Below are 21119 nucleotides of genomic sequence, written 5' to 3' on the forward strand. Positions count from 1 at the left end.
CGCCATGTGGCGCTCGGCCTGGTGGAGTCAGGCGAAGACGAAGCGCTACGCCGCGAATTGACCGAAGAAGCGGCTGCAGGCATAGGGTTTCGGCTTCGGCGGGCGCCAGTCGCTTGCGAAGCACTGTACTTGTGGCCGGAGAACGTGCCCAGCTGGAATCTGTTCCAGGCAATGAGCACGCAGTGGATGGTGGGTATGGCCGGCGCGACCGGATTGAATTACCCCGGTGTCGAAGTTGTCATGCGCAAGGCTCGCGTCAAGCGCTGCGATGAAGAGCGTATTTTTCATGAAATTCAATGTATGGAGCGGGCGACCTTGAGCGCCTGGAGAGAGAAAACCGATGGCAAATGAATCACGCGTAATCATTACCGCCGACTCGACCCAGGCGATCCGGGAATTCAATCGCTTGCGCACGCAGTCGACATCTTCTCTTCGCGATATCGCGTCGTACAGCGACAAGGTTGGCGCCGCCTTGGGAGCCATCGGTATGGGCACGGGGCTGGCCGCCATCGTCGGCATGAGCGATGAGTATACGAAATTCACTGCCCAGCTACGTCTGGCGACGGTGTCGCAGAACGAATACAACGCCGCCTACGCCGATGTGAAACGCATCGCCACAGGCTCGCAGCAGTCCTTGGCTGGCACCGGAACGCTGTATGCGCGCATTGCCAACGGCACGCGCGAACTGGGCACGACGCAAAAGCAGGTTGCCGACATCACCGAAACCGTCAACCTGGCGCTGAAAGTTTCCGGCGCCACGGCGACGGAATCGGCGTCGGCCCAGCTGCAGTTGTCGCAGGCATTCGCCTCCGGCACCCTGCGCGGTGAAGAATTCAATGCCGTTAACGAAGCCGCGCCGCGCCTGATGAAAGCCTTGGCAGATGGCATGGGCTTGCCGATTGGCGCCCTGAAAGGCCTTGCTGGCGAGGGAAAAATCACGTCACAGATCATGGCCGATGTACTGCCAAAAGCTCTGGGGGCGCTGCAGGAAGAAGGCAAGAAAATCGCCACCATAGGCGGCGCGCTGACGGTCTTGAAAGATGAATTCATGGAACTCACGGCCGTCAAGGCGCAGGCCAACGGCACTGTATCTGCGCTGACGACCGGCATTCGACTCTTGTCGGACAACATGGCGATACTGATGGGCACCATCACGACGCTCACCGCCGCCAAATTAGGTACCTGGATGAGCAAGTGGGTCACTGACACCTATGCTGCGACGGTTGCAAACAAGGCAGCTGCGACCAGTAGTTTGGCGCTTGCCGTCACGACCAGTGAGGCCAGCGCCATAGCAGCTGCGGCCAAGCTGACCGAGGCGCGTGCGACTAGTACGGCGACTGGCGCCGCTGCAGCGCTGGCCACCGCCAGGGTTGCCGAACTGCGCACTGCCATTGCGGCAGCCGAAGGCGAGGTGATGCTTGCCATAGCGTTGAATGGCTTGATCCCTGCCGAAGCACGCGCAACTGCCCTAGCGGAAGCGCATGCTGTGGCGATGGCGGCTGAAGCCGCCGCTGCTACTGCTGCCACCAGGGCAACCACCGCAGCTACAGTGGCTTTGACTGCCCAGGCAGCCGCGGCGACCCTTGCCACCAGGGCCATGGGTGTCTTGCGCGGCATTATGGCTTTTATGGGGGGGCCGATTGGTCTCATCATTACCGCGCTGGGTGCGGCGGCTATTGCCTGGTCTCATTATTCCAACAAGGCAAAGGCGGCCGCGAAGGAAACTGCGGAAGTTGTAGCTGAAACAACATTGGAAGCGATTGATCGGCTGGACAAGGAAATAGTCAAACTGAAGGAGCGTAACGCCCTGCGAAATGCGGTTCCTGTTGCCAAACATGCCAATGATGCAGATAAAGATGCGCTGGCCAAGGCAAAAAAAAATATGGAAGATGCACAGAATGGCGTGGGCCGATTCTCATTGCGCTCCAAAGAATCACTTGCTCGATTGGTTGTCACTCTCACCGCTGATTACAACACGCTGGAGAGCAAGATTGCGAGTGCGCAGGAAGAGCGCATAGTGGATAAAGAGGGAACTCGAAATGATCGAATTAAAGATTGGCGCGGGAAATATGGCTCTGCAAAAGACCGCATGGAAGCTGAGCTTGCCGAGTTGCGTGCGAACTTTGGAACCATCCCCGCTGATATTGAAGTAAGTATCCGGGCGAAATACATCGATAAGGGCGCTGCATCGGCCCTGAAACAGGAAGAAAACGCCTATAAGTCATTGGTGGCATCCATTCAAGAGAAACTGGAAGCCAACAAGTTGGAGGCGCTCGGCTATGAAAATATGACCGACGCACAGAAAATGACGGTCAAGCTGAATGCAGCCATCCTGGCGGATAAAACCAAACTGAATTCTGCCGACATCGAGCGCGCCCGCGGGTTAATAGCACAGGTCGCACGCGAAGATGCGCAGCTGCTGTCGGCCAAGAACGTCCAAAAAGCTGTCCAGGAACTGAAAGATGGTCGTGACCAGGAAGCCGCCGCAGCTTACGACGAGATCGAGGCAAATAAACAGGCCATCGCTACCTACGGTATGTCAAAAGCCCAGATCGAGGCACTAACCCTGGCTCGAATGGAGGATCGCCTGGCGCGACGTGGCCCGCAGGATCTTGACCTGGATGAGGCAGAAGTTAATCACCTGATGCGCATGATCGGCCTGCAAAAGGAAAAGGCAGCCACGGCAAATACATTGGGCGCGCTCGACACGGGTTCCAGCGTCGCCAAGGCAAAGGAACTGCTCGACGTTCTGACCGCTGTTGATGCCGCCACAAAATCCGCTGCCGACGGCATGGCCGCGTCCTTTGGGAAGGTCGGCAGCGCCATCGGCGGCCTGACGACCGCGCTCTCTGGCTACGCGGTGCAGCAGCAGGCGATCGCCGCACAACTGGCGACGGTCAAAGCCGATCCCAAGAGTGGTGCCGATGCGATCGCCAAGGCCGAGATCGCCGCCGCGCGTGGAAGTGCCCAGGCGAAGATCAAAAGCTATGGCGACATGGCCAGCGCCGCCAAGGTCTTCTTCAAGGAAAACAGCACTGGCTACAAGGTGATGGAAACTGCAGAAAAAGCATTTCGTGCCTACGAAATGGCGATGGCTGTCGAGTCGATGATCAAGAAGATTTTCTTCAAAGAGGCGGAGGTCGCCGCCAACCTGACCTTGAACGCCACCAAGTTGACCGGTGAGGCGACGACCACGGCCGCGTCCACTGGCCTGGCCGCGACCGAGGCCAGCGCCTGGGGCATTACGGCCGTGGTGAAAGCTCTGGCCTCGCTACCGTTCCCGCTGAACCTGGCGGCCGGCGCGGCGACGCTGGCGGCTGTAGTTGCAATCGGGGCAAAAATGTTCGGTGGCATGGGCGGGGGCAGCGTCAGCCTGTCCGAACAACGCCAGGCGGCCAACGGCACTGGCACGGTGCTGGGTGATTCGTCCGCGAAATCGGAATCGATCGCGCACAGCTTGGCCATCATGGAGAAAAACTCCGGCCTGGGCTTGGCGCACACCATTTCGATGGACTCGTCGCTGAGGAAGATGGTGAGCGGGATCGGCAATCTGGCCGGCCTGCTCGCCCGCTCGGGCGTAGTTGCCGAGGGCGGTGGTGCGGCAGCTGGCATACAGACCGGCTCGGCGCCGACGTTCGGCAAGGGTGGGCAACTGGCCCTGTCCGGTGCAGCCACCTACGGCGGCGCCATGCTGGGTGGCAGTATCGCTGGCGCGATGACGATGGGCACGATTGGCGGCAGCTTGACGATGATGGGCGCGGTCGCTGGCCCCATCGGCATGGCAATCGGTGCGGCAATCGGCTTTGCGGTATCGAAATTGTTTAAGACTTCGACGTCGATCAAAGACCAGGGCATTACCGGTAACGCCATGTCGCTTGGGAATGTGGATGCGTTGGGCTTTACCGCCCAAGCGTATGCCGATGTCAACACGAAGAAGAAGGCATTCGGTTTCACCTATAAGGACAAGGACAGTACACAAACCGCCGCGCTGTCAGGGGAAATGAATAACCAGTTCACCATGATCATCAGCAGCATGGGACAGACAATCCGCGATGCCGCTGATGTGCTGGGCATGGGCGGCGCCGCATTCAACACTCGGCTTAATTCGTTTGTCGTCGATCTGGGCAAGATCAGCTTGAAAGGACTGTCTGGCGAAGAGCAGCAGAAAGCACTGGAAACGGCGTTTTCCAAGCTCGGGGACAACATGGCCAAGTTCGGCGTGGCCGGCCTGCAGGAATACCAGGCGGTTGGCGAAGGCTACCTGGAAACACTGGTGCGCGTCACCAACGACTTTATGCAGGTGTCCGACGTGCTGGCCGTGCTGGGCAAGTCCTTCAATACCACTGGCCTTGGCGCGGTGGCGCTGAGCGAAAGCCTGATCGCCGCGGCCGGCGGCCTTGACAAGCTGACCAGCGGTACCGGCTTCTTCGTCGAAAACTTTCTGTCGGAAGCGGAGCGCATGGCACCGATCACGAAATCGGTGAACGATGCCATGGGCAAGCTGGGCGTATCGGGCGTGACGACGATCGATCAGTTTAAGGCCCTGGTGTTGGCGCAGGACCTGAATACGACTGCTGGCCAGGCGATGTATGTGGAATTGATTGCCCTTGCCGAACCGTTCAAGAAAGCTGCCGATTACGCTGCCGAAGTGGCTGCGGCAACTGGCGAGTATGCAGCGGTGCTCAAAACCGCCAGCGAAATTGCCAGCGAACGCCTGGACCTGCAAAAACAGCTCAACGAACTGACGAAAAGCGAAACGGAACTGCTGGCCATCCAGCGCTCCAGCGTCGCCGCCGTCAACCGCGCGCTGTTCGACCAGGTGCAGGCGGCCAGGGCGGTCGTGTCGGCCAAGGATGCGCTGGGCAAGGCCTACGAAAAGGAATCGGCAGCGGCCCAGACGGCGCTGGATAAATCGAAATCGTGGGTGGCTACCTTGAACAGCCTGAACGCCAGCATGGCCCTGGGCAGCCAGTCCGTGCTGACGCCGGAGCAAAAGTATGCCGAGGCACGGGCGCAATTCGAGAAAACCCTGGCGGCGGCGAATGCCGGCGATGCGACGGCGCAGTCCGGCCTGTCGGCTGCTGAGCAGGCGTTCCTGACGGCGTCGCAGGTGGTGAACGCCTCTGATGCCAAGTACGCGGCGGATTACGCGCGCGTCATCGCCGCCAACGAGGACGCTGCCAAGTGGGCCTCGGCTCAGGTCGACGTGCAGCAGGCCAGCCTGGACGCTCTCAAGGCCCAGGTGTCGGGCCTGATCACCATCAACGACAGCGTGCTGACGGTGGCGCAAGCCATCGCCAACCTGCGTGCGGCGATGGGCACGGCGAGTGGCATGGGTGTGGAATTTACCAATGCGCCAGCCGTTGCTGCACCAGTCGCTTTTTCCAGCGCCCCGGCCCCCGTAGTTTTTGACGCCATGCGCTATTCGGCTGGCTCGAATGTTGGCTCCGACGCATTGGTCGCTGAAATCCGCGCCTTGAACGCCAGGCTGGATGCCCAAACAGTCGAGCTCAAGGGCTTGCGCGCCGATCAGGCCAAGCAAACCGGCGCCACCATCCAGGCCACCGTCGAATCGAACGACAAAGCGGCCAAGACGGTCGTGGCCGGCGTCGATAAATCCGCCAAGGCATCCGCCTGGGCGAAACAAGTGGAGTATTCCGCATGACCGATGTGCAATTTTTGACGTGGCTGCAAAGCTCGTCGGCCAGTCGCATGGTGCTGATCGAGGTGCAGGTGAATGTGGCCGGCGTCGAAGTGACGCGTTTTATCTCGTCCTGGCCGTATGTCACCGGCCCGGCCGACCTGCCGGCCAATATCGAGTACTTGCCGCTGGCCACTGGTGGGCTGGCCTTCACCGAACAGGTCAGCCTGACAGGTGAAGCTGGCCTGTCGGGCGGCGATATTGAACTTGATAACGCTGATGGTGCGCTCGATGGCTGGCTCGCTGACGTCTGGCGTAATCGGCCCATCAAGGCATGGTCCGGTGATCCGGCCTGGCCGCGCAGTGACTTCCGCCTGATCTTTGACGGCATCGTCGCAGATATCGGCAGTTCCGCGCGCGAATCAATCAACCTGTCGCTGCGTGACAAGCTGCAGCGCCTGGACACGCCTATCGCGGAGGCGAAGCTGGGCGGCACCACGCCAAACAAGGACGCTACCTTGCCGATACCGTTTGGCGAATGCCACAACGTGACGCCGCTGCTGACCAACCCAGCTACGCTGGAGTACGGCTTCCTGGGCGCCGTGGAGTCGAGTTTCGAGGTGCGCACCAACGGCAAGCCGATTGCCGTGGCCTTGAATGACCAGGTGGGGCGCTTCAACCTGAGCACCGACCCGTTTTCCACCGCGATCACGGTCAGCGTGCAGGGCGACAAGGGCGGCGGCTATGCGCCGCGCATCGCCCCGCTGGTGCAGCGCATTGCCACCGCCTACGGCAAGGCATCGGATCGCTTCACCCTGGCCGATCTCGACCTGGCCAACCTGGCCGCCTTCGATGCCGCCCACCCGCAGCTGGTGGGCCTGTATGTCGCGGACCGGACGAACCAGGCGCAAGCCATCCAGCAACTGGCGGCCAGCGTGGGCGCCCAGGCGATCATGTCGCGCACCGGCCAGCTGCGCCTAGTGCAGATCGCGCTGCCGGCCGCCGGCCTTCCGGTGGAGATCGGGCCGGAGCACATGCGGCTCGATTCCCTGCGCCCGGTACAGCGCCTGCCGGTGGTGGCGGCCGTCAAGATAGGTTTCGACAAGAACTGGACGGTTCAGACGAACCTGACCACCAGCATCCCGCCAGCGCATGCCGATCTGTATGCGACGGAGTGGCTGACGGAAACTGCGGTCGACGAGGCAGTGCGTTTGCGCTACCGCCTGACGGACGACCCGCCGCAGATCGATACCTGCCTCAAAACCAATGCGGACGCGCAGGCGGAAGCGGCACGACGCCTGGCCCTGAGCAAGGTGCAGCGCACGATTTACGAACTTGATGGAGAGCCCGAGATGATGATGCTGGAACTGGGGCAGCCCGTGGTGCTGCGCGATGATCGTTTCGGCCTGCAGGGTGGCGTGCCGGGTGTGGTGGTGTTGCTATCGCCACAGTGGCTGACTGGGCGCGTGACGGTGGGAGTGCTGGTATGACGGCCATCGGTGGTGCGCGCGATACGCTGCTGCAGGCCACGGCGGAGCGTTTCAGCACGACGGCTGACGGCAAAGCAATCCTGCTGGCTGGCAGTACGCCCGTGTTTCGTGTGAACAGCGACGGCGCCGGCGCACCCGGCTCGATTGCCATTACCGCCAAGCCGATCAATGTGGTGGGCGATATCGTGTTTTCGGTGTCCGCCGGCACGCAGCTGACCGTCAACGGCAACGTGGCCACGGTCAATTTTGCCACCATGACTACCGATACTGCCTTGGTGCAGGCTACCATCCGTGAATTCGGTGTCGACTACGTCGGCAACTACATGATCAGCAAGGTCTTCGACGGCGTCACCGGCGAGACAGGGCTGTCCGGACTGAACACGGGCCAGGCTTTTGTCTACAAGCGCGCGGCCGCTGCGCCAGCCGATTCGCCGGGCGACGTGATCTTCACCTTTTCCACGGCCAGTATCACGACGCCGGCCGGCAATGACCTGGCCAATGGCTGGTCGAAGAATATCCCGGCCGGCACAGCGCCGCTGTACGTGCGCGTGGCCGCCGCCAGTTCGCGCAATGCCACGGACAATATCGCCGCCAATGAGTGGTCGGCGGCCGTGCAGTTGGCCAAGGATGGTACTGCCGGTGTGGATGGCCTGAATGTCGCGCCCGTGCGTATCTACCAGCGCGGGGCGACCAACATCGCCCCTGCGCTGCCGAGCGCGGCAAGCACGTTCACCTTTGCCACGGGTGCGCTGACGGGTCTGAACAACGGCTGGTCGACCCAGGTGCCGACAGCCGGCGGCGCCTATCTGTTCACCTCGGGTGCAACGGCGGCAGCACGCACGGCTACCGACGACATCCAGCCGGGAGAGTGGGCCGCTGCTTCGCGCTTGGCCGCCGATGGCGCCACCGGCCAGCGCGGTACGGTCACCGTGGCGGCGCCAGGCTATTCCACCTGGTCGGATGCCTCGGCCGTGTACGAACTGGGGCATGCAGGCTATGGCGCGCCGATCAACCGCGATGTGGTCACGCTGTACGACGCCACGCATGCGGTGACGAAGTATTTTGATAACGGCGCCTGGCTTGTGCTTGGCACGGTGCTGAACGGCAATTTGCTGGTCAACGGGTCTGTGGCCACCCAGGCGCTGGCGGCAGACTCCGTTACGGCCGACAAAATTGATGCGCGCGGCCTGAGCATCAAGGATCCTATTGGCAATATTATCCTAAGCGCGGGCACCCCCCTGACTGCCAACTATATGAATGCTGGCATTGGAGCAGGAAATCTGATCAGCAATTCTGGTCCGTATCCTGGCGCCGTGGGCGGGTTTGGCCTGGAGTACTCTTACTCGCCAGGCACAACTACTTTTGCCGCGAGCTTCGCGCCCTATCTGCCGAGCGGCGTTGCAGGGGGCGTTTATGTTCGGTGCACCGGAACCGTCCCAGTGGGAGCCGTTGCTATTATTGCCCCAAGGTTTTCCGGGGCTTTTCGGAAATTTCCGGTTATTCCGGGGCTGCGCTACGAGCTTAGTGCCTATATGAGCTCTCATCGATGCAAGGGTGTTGTTAACGTGGCTTTTTTCGCAGCGAATGGCACCTACATATCGGAAATACCCGGGAGCGTCGTAGACAACCTGCCGACCACCGGGGATTTAAGCGCGTGGTCAAGGTCCACGCTATTTGCGACGGCCCCGGCCGGGGCCGCGTACGCGTCTGTACGTAGTGTACTTGTCGGTAAGGGGGAGATTGACGCATACCTTTTTACGTCCCTTTGGTATTTCGGCGTGGCGCTCGGCGGGCAGACAGTGGCCTCGGCTTGGGCGGACGGGCCGGGAGCTGGGTTTGGCGATAACCTTTATGGCCAGATCACGCCGACCAATTCGCCGACCTACATCGCCAATGCTGCCATTGTGAATGCGCAGATTGGCGGCGATATTTATAGCAGCAATTGGAACGGCAGCACGGCGGGCTGGCTTCTGGACCGGAATGGGAATTTCTACGCGAACAGCGGCACTTTTCGCGGCACGCTGTCAGGAGGCGCGATAGTAGGCAGCACTATCACTGGCACTACCGTAACAGGTGGCACTATCTCGGGCACTACTGTTTCCGGGTCGACTATCAACGGGGCCACTATAACAGGCGGCATTATACAAACATCGGCAACTGGCGCCGGGGTGCAGATTAACCGAAGCGGTAACCAAAATATGGAATTCTTTGCAGATGTAGGGCTTGGGGGCATAACTAAGTTAGTTCAGATCGGTTTTGCAGGGGCGCTTACAACCGCAGCTTCGTTTGGAACATCGAATTCCGCCTACTCTGGGGGAGGGTTGGATGCGTACTCAGGGTCAGGAATCGCAATAAGCGGTATAAGCGTGTCTTCTGTGGGCATACTAGGTGCCGGAGGTTCTTATGATTTCTACGCATCGGGTTCTGGGGCCAACTACGGGCCATTTACAGGAAGCCATGATGGTCTGGTCGAGTTGAATTTTGAGCCACTACAGGGCGATATCCTGATCGATTTGGCGATTGCTCACCACGGCGGTATCTCTAATACGATTGCGATCAATGCACTGGCCAGCATGCCGCAGCAGAAAAACGTAATCGGTGTCTTCGTTGGCCAGCGCCCGCTGGACCCGCAGGATCCGCCAGCAGCACTCAAGGGCATCATTGGTCTGGCTTTTATGGCTGAGAAGTACAAATTAATCACCCTGAACTCGGTTGGTGAAGGTCAGATCAACGTCTGCGGCGAAGGCGGCGATATCAAGGCTGGCGACTACATCACCACGTCTAGCATGCCTGGCAAGGGCATGCGCCAGGCGGACGACGTTTTGCATTCCTACACGGTCGCCAAGGCGCGCGAGTCGATTTCATTCAACACGCCATCAGAAACCCGTTTGATCGCTTGCACCTACCACTGCGGATAGCCATGATTATTTCAACCCGATACTTACCCGCAAGATTCGATGCGATGACCGTCTGGCCCCTCATCCTGGTGCGGCCGGCCTCGCGCGGCGACGACGCGCTGCTCCTGCACGAGATGGTGCATTACCGCGAACAGCGCAATTGTGGCGTGTTGCCATGGCTGTTGCGTTATGCCATGTCGGCGCGCTTCCGCCTGGGCGCCGAAGTGCGCGGTTACCGCGCACAAATGGCTGCCGGCGGCATTTCTCTGGAGCGTGCCGCCGCACTGCTCATGCGTTACGGCGTAGATATCACCCATGCGCAGGCGATTGCTCTGCTCAAGGCATCCGAGGATTGAACCGATGACGAACCTACGCATCATCTACGACAACGCCGCCGACCGCGCAGTGCTGACGGCATCGAGCCAGGTTGGTGCGCTGGGCCCGGCCAACCTGCAGCGCGATAGCAAGGCGGCCGTGCTGCGTGCCAACGGTACGGCACAGACCATTACCGCCACCTGGCCGACGCAGGAAGCCATTGCTTGCGTGGCGCTGATCTTTACCAACATGACCAGTTGCGCGCGCATGCGGGTGCGCGGTTATGCGCAACCGGGCGACGCCGTGCCGGTGCTCGACACAGGCAGCATCTTCCCGTGCCCGGCCGCCGTCCATGGCACCTATCCATGGGGCGTGCTGCCGCTGGGCTGGAATGCTTACAAGTGGGGCGGCGCGAACACCTGGGCGCGCGGTGGCGGCGCCGACGGCGTGGTCTGGTTTGCGCCCGTGCGTGTGCGACAGTTGGTGATCGAGGTGTCGGCACCACAGAGTCCCGAGGGATATCTGGAAATCTCGCGCCTGGTGGTGGGCAATTACTGGTCGCCTGAGCACAACGCTGAGTACGGCGCCCAGCTGCAGCTGCAGGATGCCAGCGAAGACTACCGCACAGGCGCGGGCGACCTCAAGACGCAGATTCGCCCGACCAGCGACAAGCTGAGCATCAACCTGGCGCACCTGACGCCAACGGACCGCGCACGCTTCATGCGCATCCTGCGCGAGAACGGCAAGGGAAAAGCCATGCTGTTCAGCCTATTCCCGGAAAATCCTGACCCACTGCTGGAGCAGGACCACATGCTGTATGGCAAGGCCAGCAATATCGACGCGGTGGCCACGCTGTACTTTGAAACGTATTCCGCACCACTGCAAATCGAAGGAATTTAAATGACTGATTATTTTTACGACGGCATGCTGAATGTCAACGAGCGGTTGAATTTGCTGTACATCGCCTTTGCTGCAGGGCCATACAACGCGCTACCGCTGACGGGCGGCAATATGACCGGGCCACTGACCAGCAGCAGCCGTATCTCTATGGCGTCGCGATCGCCCAGCGGCTACCTGGTGATATACACAAATGTCGGTTGGTATCGCATTGCCCGGCTGACTGCTGCGTACAGCGGGGAGGCCACGCTCAAAGTCTCCGGAACATCGCCGTACTCCAATGCGGTCACAACGACGATTTTGCTGCGCCGCGATAACGATGCACAGATCAGGGGAACATTTCACACCACCGGTGTCACCGCAGCCGGATCTATAACTGCCGTGAAAATTGGCACGGATGGAACGGTCTACGTGCTTTGCCAAAACTATTCGGCGCTATCGGTCTATTGCGATTCCAGCATGGAAAATAACGCACTTATCGAATACTTGGGCAGCGGCGTTGTACCGCCGGCGACAGCGATTGACGCTACGCCAGTCTGGTGTCTGAAAATTGGCGGGGCGGACGTTTTGACGGTTACGCAAACGGACGTTGTAGCCCGCGCGCGACTGCTTCCAGGGGTGGATAACACCTACGATATCGGCCAGGCCTCGACGGCATACCGCACCGTCTATGCCAGGACCGGCACCATCAACACTTCCGACGCGCGCCTGAAATGTGATTTCCGTGACCTGACTGCAGCTGAGATTTCCGCCGCCAAGGATATCGCCCGTGCTATCGGCGCTTACCGGTGGCGTGATGCGGTCGACTGCAAAGGCGATGACGCGCGCGAGCACGTCGGCCCGACCGTGCAAGCCGCCATCGAAATCATGCAGGCGCATGGCCTGGACCCGTTCAACTACGGCTTTATCTGCCACGATACTTGGGAGCAGCAAACCATCGAGCATCCGGCCTTCGAGGCCCAACCAGCCATTCCCGCTACTGAGGCGGCACCGGAGGTGCGCAATTCATTCGGTGACGTCATCAAGCCGGCTGTGCTGGCCAGCGAGGGCTTTCCTGCAGTCGAGGCACGAGCCGCATACACGGAGGTCACGCAAGAGGCCGGCGACCGCTACGCGTTCCGCTACGACGAACTGGCCATGTTTATTGCCGCCGGCCAGGAGGCTCGGCTGGCTTTGCTCGAAGCGGTTTAAAAAATCAATACTCCATCACAAACCCGCTTCGGCGGGTTTTTTTGTTTCTAGCACCGTAAATACTGTCTCACTTTTCCCTAGAAATGAGACAGCCATCGCCGTAATGTCGGAAGCGTCCCCCTCCCCTATCTCCTCTTCAAGAAAGACACCATGGCCATCGAAACAACCGCCGCCGGCGGCGCACTGATTAAAATTTTTGGTATTCCGGTTCTTGCCGGCGCTGCCGCAACCTCACTGGGATTCATGTTCATGTGGCCAAAAACTGCCAAGGAAGCGGGCGTGCGCTTCTTCGTCACCATTCTCTTCTCCGCCCTGATGGGGCCGGCCCTGGTCGTGGTCGTGCGCAACTGGATGCCGGGCCTGTTCGACAGCGCGCGCGCCGTCGCCGTGCTGTACGGCAGCGACCCGGCCCTGGGTTTCCTGTTCATCGCCGCGCCGCTGATGGTAGCCGCCGGCTTGCCCGCCTGGTGGGTGCTGGGCGCCACGGTACGCTGGTTCGACAAGCGCCGCGACAAGGACATCGGCGAGCTGGCGCGCGACGCGGCCTCCGTCGTCAAGGATGTGCGGGGTGGCGTGTGAGCGCCGTCACGCTGGTCCAGCTGCTGGCCATCATGCCGCTGGCGCGCCTGCGTGCGGCAGCCTTCCTGACGCCGCTGAACGCGGCCATGGTGGAATTCGGGATCACGACGCCGGCGCGCCAGGCGTCGTTCCTGTCCCAGGTGGGGCACGAGTCTGGCCAATTGCGCCATGTGCGCGAGCTGGCCAGTGGCCAAGCCTACGAGGGGCGCGTCGACCTGGGTAACACGCAGCGCGGTGACGGCGTGCGCTTCCGTGGTCGTGGCCTGCTGCAGGTGACCGGCCGCGCCAACTACGCCGCCTGCGGCAAGGCGCTGGGCCTGGATCTGCTGGCCCAGCCTGAGCTGCTCGAGCAGGCCGTCAACGCTTGCCGCTCGGCTGGCTGGTTCTGGCAGACGAAGGGGCTGAACGCCCTGGCCGATGCTGGCGACCAAGAACGGGTGACGCGCCGCATCAATGGCGGCGTGAATGGCCTGGCCGAGCGCCTGGCGCTGTTCGCGGTGGCGCAGCGGGTGCTGGCGTGAGCGCCTTGGGCGCGCTGGCGGGCGCCGCCGTCAGTGGGGCCTGGAAGGCGGCGGCCATCGTGCTGGCGGCCGTGCTGCTCGTGGTGACCGGCTCCACTGGCACGGGCTGGTGGCTGGCAGCTGGCGACCGTGACACCGCGCGCGCGGCGCTCGTGCAGGAGCAAGGTGTTAGCGCGCAGCTGCGCGGCTCGATCACCGAGCAAAACCGCGCCATCGATGGCATGGCCAAGGCAACGCTTGCAGCCCAGGAGCGCGGCACCGCGGCGCAGGCGGCCGCCGCTGCCAAGGGCAGGAAGTACGATGCCGCCCTGGTGCAGATCGCTGGCGTGCGCGCCACCACCTGCGACGAGGCCATGCCGGCCGTTAGGCTGCTACTGGAGGGCGTGCGATGAATCAGGTAATCGCCATCTTAACCAAATTGGCAAGCTCCGCCTTGGCGATGATGCTTGTCGGCTGTGCCAGTGCGCCGCCGGTGGTACAGCCCGTCGAAGTTCCCGTTTTTACACCATGTGTAAAACAGGTGCCTCAGCGCCCGCCGTATGAGTTCGACAAGCTCCCATCGACTGCGACTGACGGCGAAATTATCCTGGCGCTCGGAAGGGACTGGATTGGCGGAAGGAAATATGAAATTGAATTATATGCCGTTGTTAAAGGCTGTTTGTAGAGTTATTGGTTGGGATACTTAGTCTAATTGTGGAGTGTTTATTTTGTCGGTGTGTGTGAAATTTTTAATTCCAAGAATGTTTAATTTTTCTATTAATGCCATATTTGGATTGGGGTCGCAAACATGAGCAATTGCATTTTTTGGGAGTGATTCCAATATGGTGTCAATTTCTTTTTTGTCTGCATCGCCATATGAGTGTCCAATAATCACGCAGTATTTAATGGTGGTATTTCTATCCTTTAGATTTTCCCACATATGGCTTTGCGTTCTGAAGTCCTGATATAAATTTTCCTCATATGGAAGTATGCAAAGACTGCTTACTCTAGCTCTTTTTTGATCGTCTTTAGAAAGCTGTTTTTCATGGGCGTTTGTGTGTAAAAAAAATAGCGACATCGGGTATTTTTTCATATCCCCAATTTTTATTATATTGTCTGCTATGTCCAATGTTCGACACCCATGTGGTTTGAAAATTGTTATAACATCTTCCGCATATCCATTTAAGCGATAGTGGCCGTTACTAGGAATTAAACTTCCACCTTTGTTATGTATAAGTTCCTCTATAGTGGTGTCATAGTTAAAAGATATGACATTATTTATCCTGTGATATTCTTTTCTAATGAATTTGCTCCACCTCCATTTTCGCCACGCTAATGGTGAATTTTTTGAATGATCTTGATAGGTGTAAGCCAGAGCAAGAAAATGCCTTGCCTCAACTTCCAAATTGCAATCTTTTTTTAATTTTATTTCTTCAAATAATTTAAAATTATCATTATTTAATCGCCCTAAATTATCTGAGACATACCTGAAAAATATTGGGAATGCTTCCTGCCATGAAATTTTATTTTTTTCTTGCTCTATGGAAAAGTCCCATGTCAATGGCTTGCTAGGGTGTAACGGTGTTTTGAACGTGACGTGAAAATCCATTGCCAGCCCATTTCCTATTATTAACAGTATATCTTTCATTCTGACCTCATGTTTTTATAAGTTGTTTTAATGCAATACTGATCAATTCGCCTTTTAGCGCGGTTGGCTGGGAAAATGGTTCAGTGACTCTGAAATTGACTCTATTGTCTCAGGTCAGCGCCCTGCAGGGAATATTATTTCTAATTGATAAACATATCCTTTGTGTGCGACGGTTGATGTGAGCTATTGAATTGCTCCGTACGTGGAAGTTGCAGTAAAGTAGGGGAATGTGCGCCGACTACACCCCCAGCCGTAAAGAGCAGATCGAAAACCAGTTCGGTGTTCGATCACCGCAACTCGAGTTGCCGCCAGAGGCGTGGCCAGGCTACATGGCACCCATCCTGCGCGGCTCGCACGAGGCGCCCGGCGAACTGGAAATAGCCCCCGCCATGTTCGGCATGGTGCCCCATTGGGCGGAGCACAAGCTGGCCCGGCAGACCTATAACGCCCGCACAGAGACGGTGGCCAGCAAGCCTTCATTCCGGAGCGCGTGGAAGCGCAAGCAGTTCTGCATCATCCCGGCAGCCAACTTCTTCGAACCCAACTACGAAACCGGCAAGCCTGTGCGCTGGCGTATCGAGCGTGCCGACGGCGGTCCAGTGGCCATTGCTGGCATATGGGAATATCGGCCCGCTGATCAGCTGCTCTCGTTCTCGATGCTGACGATCAACGCCGATGGGCACCCGCTGATGCACCGCTTCCACAAGCCTGACGATGAAAAGCGCATGGTGATGATCTTGGACCCGGACCAGTACCAGGGCTGGCTGGACGGTTCGCTGGTGACGGAGCAGAACGTTTATCGACAGTACCCCTCCGACCTGCTCGTCGCTCAGCCGGATCCTTTGCCCCCTCGAACAAGAGCGAAATCGGAGGCGAAGGCTGAAGCTGCGCCACCAGACTCACTTTTCTAGAAACAATTTTATACTTCCCGTTTCTTGCTTCGGTCGATATACTGTACAAAAACACAGTATCTACCAGCCATGAATGCAACATTAATATTTACTCAACCAAGCCAGCCTAGTGTATCGCAAGGGCCTTTGCCGCTTGCTCAATTTCCTATCCCCAGTGCGCGGCCAGAAATTTCCCATCGCATATCCGCTGGGTTCCCTTCGCCGGCCGCCGACTATACTGAGGATGGCCTGGACCTGAATGCGCTGCTGGTGCAGCACAAGGCAGCCTCGTTCTTTTTCACGGTCGAGGGTGACTCGATGCGCGATGCCGGCATACTGGATGGCGACAAGGTGGTGGTCGACCGCTCCGTCGCACCGTTGCACGGCCACATTGTCATTGCCGTCATCAACGCCGAATACACCCTCAAGCGCCTGTATTGCCAGCGGGGCAAAGTGGAGCTGCGTCCGGATAATCCAGCGTACAAAGCGATCTGCCTAGCGGAAGGTAGCGAGCTACAGATATGGGGCGTGGTGACCGGCGTCGTGCGCAAGCTGCGGGTGTGACATGAGCGACCCGACCAAGCAAATTTTTGCGCTTGTCGACGTCAACAATATGTATGTCAGCTGCGAACGTGCCTTCAATCCCCGCTTGCGCGACCGTCCGGTTGTGGTCTTGTCGAATAACGACGGCTGTGCCGTGGCCAGGTCTAACGAGGTGAAGGCCTTGGGCGTGCCAATGGGGGCGCCCTGGTTCCAGATGCGCGACTTGGCGCGCCAGCATGGGATAGTTGGCTTATCGTCAAACTATACTTTGTACGCGGACATGAGCAATCGCATCATGACCATCCTGCGGACCTACAGCCCCAATGTCGAGGTCTACTCGATCGATGAATCGTTTCTCAGCCTGAACGGCCTGAGCGGCCTGTGGGATTCACCGACAGTCATGGGGCAAGATATTCGCGCCAAGGTGGCGCAGTGGACCAGCCTACCCGTGTGTGTTGGTATAGGGCAGTCGAAGACACTGGCCAAGCTGGCCAACCACGTTGCAAAGAAATTTCCGCTGTTCGACAGCGTTACCGACTTCACGACTATGTCGGAGGCCCGCACCGCCTGGCTGCTGCGGCGCATCGACGTTGGCGAGGTATGGGGCGTCGGCCGGCGCATCGGTGCCAAGCTGCGCACGATGGACATCACCACCGTGCAGGACCTGAAAGACGCGCCGCCCAGCACCATGCGGGCACATTTCGGCGTCGTGCTCGAGCGTACGTGCAACGAACTGCGCGGCATTTCCTGCTTGGAGCTGGAAGAGGTGGCGCCACCGCGCAAGGAAATTGTATCGTCGCGCTCCTTCGGCACCATGGTTATCACAGCGGCCGAGCTGGGCGAATCGATATCGACCTACGCCGCGCGCGCCGGTGAGAAACTCCGCGGCCAGCATTCTCTGTGCGGCGCTGTCCATGTCTTCGTGCAAACGAACCGGTTCCGCGAGCAGGACGAGCAATATTCCAACGGCATCACCATCCCCCTGGTCGAGCCTAGCGCGGACAATCGCATCCTGGCAGGCGCCGCGTTGCACGGCTTGGCCATGATCTTTCGCGATGGGTTCAAGTACAAGAAAGCCGGGATCATGCTGATGGATCTGCAGCCGGATGCCCAGCGCCAAGGCGTCTTGTTTGATGGTGGCCAGGATCGTGCTCGATCAGTACGTGCCATGGCCGCACTCGATTCCCTTAATGAACGGTTCGGGCGCGACACGGTACACCTTGGTTCTGCAGGTCTTGTTAGGCGCTGGGCAATGTTGTCGGAAAACCGAACTCCGCGGTACACTACGAATTGGCAAGAGTTGCCAAAGGTTCTGGCGCATTAGGACAGCAGCGGCACGCGATTAATTGGCTTAAATTTACCATCCCCGTATGCAAGTGGCTGATTTTAAACATTATTGGGTTCCGGCTCCGGGCACCAGCGCACAGAATTCAGAAGCATCGAAAAAGCTACTAAATCCAATAAAATCAACGGGTTAGTGGCTTTTTTTACGTCCCGGCATTTCCCTTAATCCAGATTAAACCCGAAAAAAACCAGTAGCGATTACGCCAAATTTACGCCATGATTACGCCTCAACGAGAGGGATGCATGGCTTCATTCAGGAAACGGGTTGGCGGCTGGCGGGCAGAAATCGCCATCCTCGGCACACGGGAATCTAAAACATTCAGCACCAAGGCCGAGGCTGCTGCCTGGGCGTCGGAACGCGAGACCGAAATCCGGCGCGGCGCCGACAGTGGCATCGTCATAGGGAAAAGCTGCGGCGACGCATTCGACAGGTATCTGGAAGAAGTCTCCATCCACAAGCGCGGCGAGCGCTGGGAAAGGCTGCGCCTCAACGCCATCGGCGAAGTGGTCATTGGCGGCGTGAAAATCAAAGATATCAAGCTGGCCAACGTGACACCTGAACTACTCGGCGCCTGGCGCGATCAGCGCATGACTGGGGAAAGCAAGGTCACTGGCGCCACCGTGAATCGCGAGCTGAACTTGCTGTCGCACGTCTTCACCACTGCGCGCAGGGAATGGAAATGGCTTGGCGCCAGTCCGACCAGCGACGTGCGCCGCCCCAAGCCCGCCGCCTCACGCGAACGCATTCCTACCGAGGATGAAATCGAGCGCCTGTGCAACGCACTTGGCTTCGCCGACGAGCCTGTGATGACGAAGAGCCAGGCCGTGGCGGTCGCCTACCTCTTCGCCATCGAGACGGCCATGCGGGCAGGGGAAATTTGCGGACTGATGCCCGCCTGGCTTGACGGCGCCGTCGCCCGCCTCCCCGCCTCGATCAATAAGAACGGCGTACGGCGAGACGTACCGCTATCGACGCGCGCGCTGGAACTACTGGCACTGTTGCCGGACCCCGGCGAGGCGCCATTATTCGGCATTTCCACGGCCTCGCTCGACGCCCTGTTCCGCAAAGCACGCCAGCGCTCCTGCATCGAGGGCCTCACCTTCCACGACAGCCGGCATGCGGCCATCACGCGATTGGCAAAAAAATTGAACGTGTTGGACCTGGCGCGCATGGTCGGCCATAGGGATTTGCGTATGCTCCAGGTCTATTACAACGAGAGCGCTGAGGATTTGGCGGCCAAGCTCGGGTAGGCGCGAGTAACGTCTTTCATCCAATATCGCGGCTTCAATTCAAACACTATCTCGCTTAATCCTGAGCCGCAAGTGAAACTCTCTCACATTAGCTACCAAATCAGCCGGCACATTGCGCCACGCGAAGTTAAATCGCTGAACGCAAGCATATAATCTCCACAAGGAAATATTTATTTAGAGCAAATTTAACTTACCATGCACTGGGAAATTGAATATTTTTTGGACGAAAATTTTAAAAATGTTAATATCAAAGCGTTCATTTTACAAGTCTGTCGCCTTGCTTCTTTGCACATCTGTAATATTTTATTTTTTATACTTAGCAAATGAAAATATTAAGACCAGGTATTTTTATGTGGCATTCTTTTTATTGATTATTTTAAATACAATTTATTTATCGAAGAGCAAATGCAAAGTGCTGTTGGCTATTGAGGACGGTAGTGAAAGAAGTCTAGCTACTGCGAGCATGAAATTTCGTGCCGAGATTGCGGCAGCATTTTCATTGTTGGTTTTCTTCGGACCATATTATCTTACTGGCTTGGAGTTAGATAAAATAGCGAAAGGGACTCAAATTACGCTTTTGGTAGCCGCAAATACGCTTATTGAAAAGACCGTAACGGAAGAATATTGCATAAAGCCGGATTATCGAAAAGAAAATTGCGATGAATTAAAAAAAGAGGTGTCTTCTTTATTTCAATCCATTGCCGATGGAATCGGAGAAAAATCATATTCAGAAATTGACGATATTAATCGTAAAATTAACAACTTTAATTTTCCAGATGGAAGTGTAGAGCGGAATACCCTCAATGATGCGATAACCAAGCTTAAAATTCTTGATCTGAGAGATTGGTGGATGACGAGAATTTTCGCAACAATTCCTTTGTTTGCCTCGTTCTTTGCCAGTCTGGCAGTATCTTCCAAGGTCGCGGTCGCTTGGGCCGAGTGGTCAGCTCGGAAAATAGAACAGCAGAAAAAGGAGAAGAAAACAAAGGCTGAAGAGGAGTCGCAACACAAACGACTTATGGAAGAAGCAGCGCATAAAGAGCAACTGAACTAATGATTTGATCACACGAGCTAAGGTTCATTTTTTCAAGCGCGGCGGAAGCGGGTCAGCCACAGCCACGAGGCGTTCTGCTGCATACTGCTGGAACAAATCCTCTTCGGTCACAAGGGAACCATCGAGCCAGCCGTGATACTGGTCCGGGTCGAGAATCATCACCATCCGTTTTTCATCATCCGGCTTGTGGAAGCGCTGCATGAGCGGGTGGCCATCGGCGTTTATCGTCAGCATCGAGAACGACAACAGCAAATCTTGCGGCCGGAATTCCCATATCCCGGCGATGGCAGCCGGCATGCCATCGGCGCGCTCGATGCGCCAGCGAACTGGCTTTCCAGTCTCATAGCAAGGTTCAAAGAAATTATCCGCCGGAATAATGCAGAACTGTTTGCGCTTCCAGGCATTGCGGAAGGATGGCTTCTGCGCCACGGTTTCGGTGCGGGCGTTGTAGGTCTGGCGCGCCAGCTTCATATCGGCCCAATGCGGAACCATCCTGAAACATGCCGGCGCAACTTGCAGCTCACCGGGCACCTCGTGCCAGGCGCGAATGATCGGCGCCATGTAGCCTGGCCAGGCTTCCGGTGGCAGATTAAATTGAGGGGAGCGAACAGCAAAATGCTGTTCGATTTGAACACTACGGCTGGGGGGCAACGCCGACATATCCGATCTCCTCCGCTTGCTGCAAAACTCCTTTGCCACGACCTCCATCGCGATCAATTCCCGCACCCGCACTCGCCTCCTACTGGCATTTTTACAACACCCCCCATCAGCCCGCTGGCTCCCCCACAGCCCCCTGCTGATATAATACTTACAATCAAGTAATATTCCGAAATGTGCGCCTTCCGGCTCCCGCAACCGTCTGTGTACTGCTAGCCCAGC

Annotated in this window: 18 protein-coding genes; 16 read left to right on the forward strand and 2 right to left on the reverse strand. The window is 58.0% G+C overall.

Annotation, left to right across the window (positions count from 1 at the left end; genetic code table 11):
• The first annotated feature begins 6 nt into the window (after nt 1-6).
• The 11 genes from KO538_RS29725 (at nt 7) to KO538_RS00345 (ending at nt 14195) form a co-directional block, all read left to right on the forward strand.
• On the forward strand, nt 7-351 hold the full coding sequence (locus tag KO538_RS29725) for a DUF1799 domain-containing protein (protein WP_219327168.1): 345 nt from the start codon (nt 7-9) through the stop codon (nt 349-351).
• The gene (locus tag KO538_RS00300) at nt 341-5665 is read left to right on the forward strand and encodes a tape measure protein (RefSeq protein ID WP_219327169.1); all 5325 of its coding nucleotides are present in this window, start codon (nt 341-343) and stop codon (nt 5663-5665) included. The genes KO538_RS29725 and KO538_RS00300 overlap by 11 nt, the downstream gene beginning before the upstream one ends.
• Complete coding sequence (locus KO538_RS00305) at nt 5662-7131, forward strand: hypothetical protein (protein WP_219327170.1); 1470 nt, start codon at nt 5662-5664, stop codon at nt 7129-7131. The genes KO538_RS00300 and KO538_RS00305 overlap by 4 nt, the downstream gene beginning before the upstream one ends.
• A complete protein-coding gene (locus KO538_RS00310) occupies nt 7128-10049 on the forward strand; it encodes a hypothetical protein (protein WP_219327171.1) in 2922 nt (973 codons plus the stop codon). The genes KO538_RS00305 and KO538_RS00310 overlap by 4 nt, the downstream gene beginning before the upstream one ends.
• Before the next feature lie 2 nt (nt 10050-10051).
• Nucleotides 10052-10384: a hypothetical protein gene (locus tag KO538_RS00315; protein WP_219327172.1), complete on the forward strand. Its 333-nt coding sequence runs from the start codon at nt 10052-10054 to the stop codon at nt 10382-10384.
• Nucleotides 10385-10388: 4 nt separating this feature from the next.
• Nucleotides 10389-11243 carry a hypothetical protein gene (locus KO538_RS00320; RefSeq protein WP_219327173.1) on the forward strand — a complete coding sequence of 285 codons (855 nt, stop codon included), beginning with the start codon at nt 10389-10391 and terminating at the stop codon, nt 11241-11243.
• Nucleotides 11244-12431 carry a tail fiber domain-containing protein gene (locus tag KO538_RS00325; RefSeq protein ID WP_219327174.1) on the forward strand — a complete coding sequence of 396 codons (1188 nt, stop codon included), beginning with the start codon at nt 11244-11246 and terminating at the stop codon, nt 12429-12431.
• A 249-nt stretch (nt 12432-12680) separates the two neighbouring features.
• Nucleotides 12681-13010 carry a hypothetical protein gene (locus KO538_RS00330; protein WP_257620095.1) on the forward strand — a complete coding sequence of 110 codons (330 nt, stop codon included), beginning with the start codon at nt 12681-12683 and terminating at the stop codon, nt 13008-13010.
• A complete protein-coding gene (locus tag KO538_RS00335) occupies nt 13007-13531 on the forward strand; it encodes a glycoside hydrolase family 19 protein (RefSeq protein ID WP_374106819.1) in 525 nt (174 codons plus the stop codon). Before KO538_RS00330 ends, KO538_RS00335 begins: the two co-directional genes overlap by 4 nt.
• A complete protein-coding gene (locus tag KO538_RS00340; RefSeq protein ID WP_219327176.1) occupies nt 13528-13923 on the forward strand; it encodes a hypothetical protein in 396 nt (131 codons plus the stop codon). The genes KO538_RS00335 and KO538_RS00340 overlap by 4 nt, the downstream gene beginning before the upstream one ends.
• Complete coding sequence (locus KO538_RS00345; RefSeq protein WP_219327177.1) at nt 13920-14195, forward strand: hypothetical protein; 276 nt, start codon at nt 13920-13922, stop codon at nt 14193-14195. The genes KO538_RS00340 and KO538_RS00345 overlap by 4 nt, the downstream gene beginning before the upstream one ends.
• 18 nt (nt 14196-14213) lie before the next feature.
• On the opposite strand, the gene KO538_RS00350 is transcribed toward KO538_RS00345, so the two are convergent.
• A complete protein-coding gene (locus KO538_RS00350; protein ID WP_219327178.1) occupies nt 14214-15158 on the reverse strand; it encodes a hypothetical protein in 945 nt (314 codons plus the stop codon).
• 227 nt (nt 15159-15385) lie between these two features.
• On the opposite strand from KO538_RS00350, the gene KO538_RS00355 reads away from it, so the two are divergent.
• The 5 genes from KO538_RS00355 (at nt 15386) to KO538_RS00375 (ending at nt 20240) form a co-directional block, all read left to right on the forward strand.
• Nucleotides 15386-16069, forward strand: a complete 684-nt coding sequence (locus KO538_RS00355; protein WP_219327179.1) for an SOS response-associated peptidase — start codon at nt 15386-15388, stop codon at nt 16067-16069.
• 69 nt (nt 16070-16138) lie between these two features.
• Nucleotides 16139-16612, forward strand: a complete 474-nt coding sequence (locus KO538_RS00360; protein WP_219327180.1) for a LexA family transcriptional regulator — start codon at nt 16139-16141, stop codon at nt 16610-16612.
• A gap of 1 nt (nt 16613) precedes the next feature.
• Nucleotides 16614-17915: a Y-family DNA polymerase gene (locus KO538_RS00365; protein WP_219327181.1), complete on the forward strand. Its 1302-nt coding sequence runs from the start codon at nt 16614-16616 to the stop codon at nt 17913-17915.
• Nucleotides 17916-18178: 263 nt separating this feature from the next.
• Nucleotides 18179-19186 (forward strand): site-specific integrase, encoded by a 1008-nt coding sequence (locus KO538_RS00370; protein WP_219327182.1) that lies wholly within the window; start codon nt 18179-18181, stop codon nt 19184-19186.
• Between the two features lie 352 nt (nt 19187-19538).
• Complete coding sequence (locus KO538_RS00375) at nt 19539-20240, forward strand: hypothetical protein (RefSeq protein WP_219327183.1); 702 nt, start codon at nt 19539-19541, stop codon at nt 20238-20240.
• Between the two features lie 24 nt (nt 20241-20264).
• Here the strand turns inward: KO538_RS00375 and KO538_RS00380 are convergent, their stop codons facing one another.
• Nucleotides 20265-20900, reverse strand: a complete 636-nt coding sequence (locus KO538_RS00380) for an SOS response-associated peptidase (RefSeq protein ID WP_219327184.1) — start codon at nt 20898-20900, stop codon at nt 20265-20267.
• Nucleotides 20901-21119 lie beyond the last annotated feature (219 nt).

The sequence above is a fragment of the Janthinobacterium sp. NKUCC08_JDC genome (assembly GCF_019345575.1).
In the GTDB taxonomy this organism is placed as follows: Bacteria; Pseudomonadota; Gammaproteobacteria; order Burkholderiales; family Burkholderiaceae_D; genus Janthinobacterium; species Janthinobacterium aestuarii.

Coding starts and splice junctions, on each gene's coding strand:
- KO538_RS00300 (WP_219327169.1), top strand. CDS start 341: ATGGCAAATGAATCACGCGTAATCATTACCGCCGACTCGACCCAGGCG.
- KO538_RS00305 (WP_219327170.1), top strand. CDS start 5,662: ATGACCGATGTGCAATTTTTGACGTGGCTGCAAAGCTCGTCGGCCAGT.
- KO538_RS00310 (WP_219327171.1), top strand. CDS start 7,128: ATGACGGCCATCGGTGGTGCGCGCGATACGCTGCTGCAGGCCACGGCG.
- KO538_RS00315 (WP_219327172.1), top strand. CDS start 10,052: ATGATTATTTCAACCCGATACTTACCCGCAAGATTCGATGCGATGACC.
- KO538_RS00320 (WP_219327173.1), top strand. CDS start 10,389: ATGACGAACCTACGCATCATCTACGACAACGCCGCCGACCGCGCAGTG.
- KO538_RS00325 (WP_219327174.1), top strand. CDS start 11,244: ATGACTGATTATTTTTACGACGGCATGCTGAATGTCAACGAGCGGTTG.
- KO538_RS00330 (WP_257620095.1), top strand. CDS start 12,681: ATGTGGCCAAAAACTGCCAAGGAAGCGGGCGTGCGCTTCTTCGTCACC.
- KO538_RS00345 (WP_219327177.1), top strand. CDS start 13,920: ATGAATCAGGTAATCGCCATCTTAACCAAATTGGCAAGCTCCGCCTTG.
- KO538_RS00350 (WP_219327178.1), bottom strand. CDS start 15,158: ATGAAAGATATACTGTTAATAATAGGAAATGGGCTGGCAATGGATTTT.
- KO538_RS00355 (WP_219327179.1), top strand. CDS start 15,386: ATGTGCGCCGACTACACCCCCAGCCGTAAAGAGCAGATCGAAAACCAG.
- KO538_RS00360 (WP_219327180.1), top strand. CDS start 16,139: ATGAATGCAACATTAATATTTACTCAACCAAGCCAGCCTAGTGTATCG.
- KO538_RS00365 (WP_219327181.1), top strand. CDS start 16,614: ATGAGCGACCCGACCAAGCAAATTTTTGCGCTTGTCGACGTCAACAAT.
- KO538_RS00370 (WP_219327182.1), top strand. CDS start 18,179: ATGGCTTCATTCAGGAAACGGGTTGGCGGCTGGCGGGCAGAAATCGCC.
- KO538_RS00380 (WP_219327184.1), bottom strand. CDS start 20,900: ATGTCGGCGTTGCCCCCCAGCCGTAGTGTTCAAATCGAACAGCATTTT.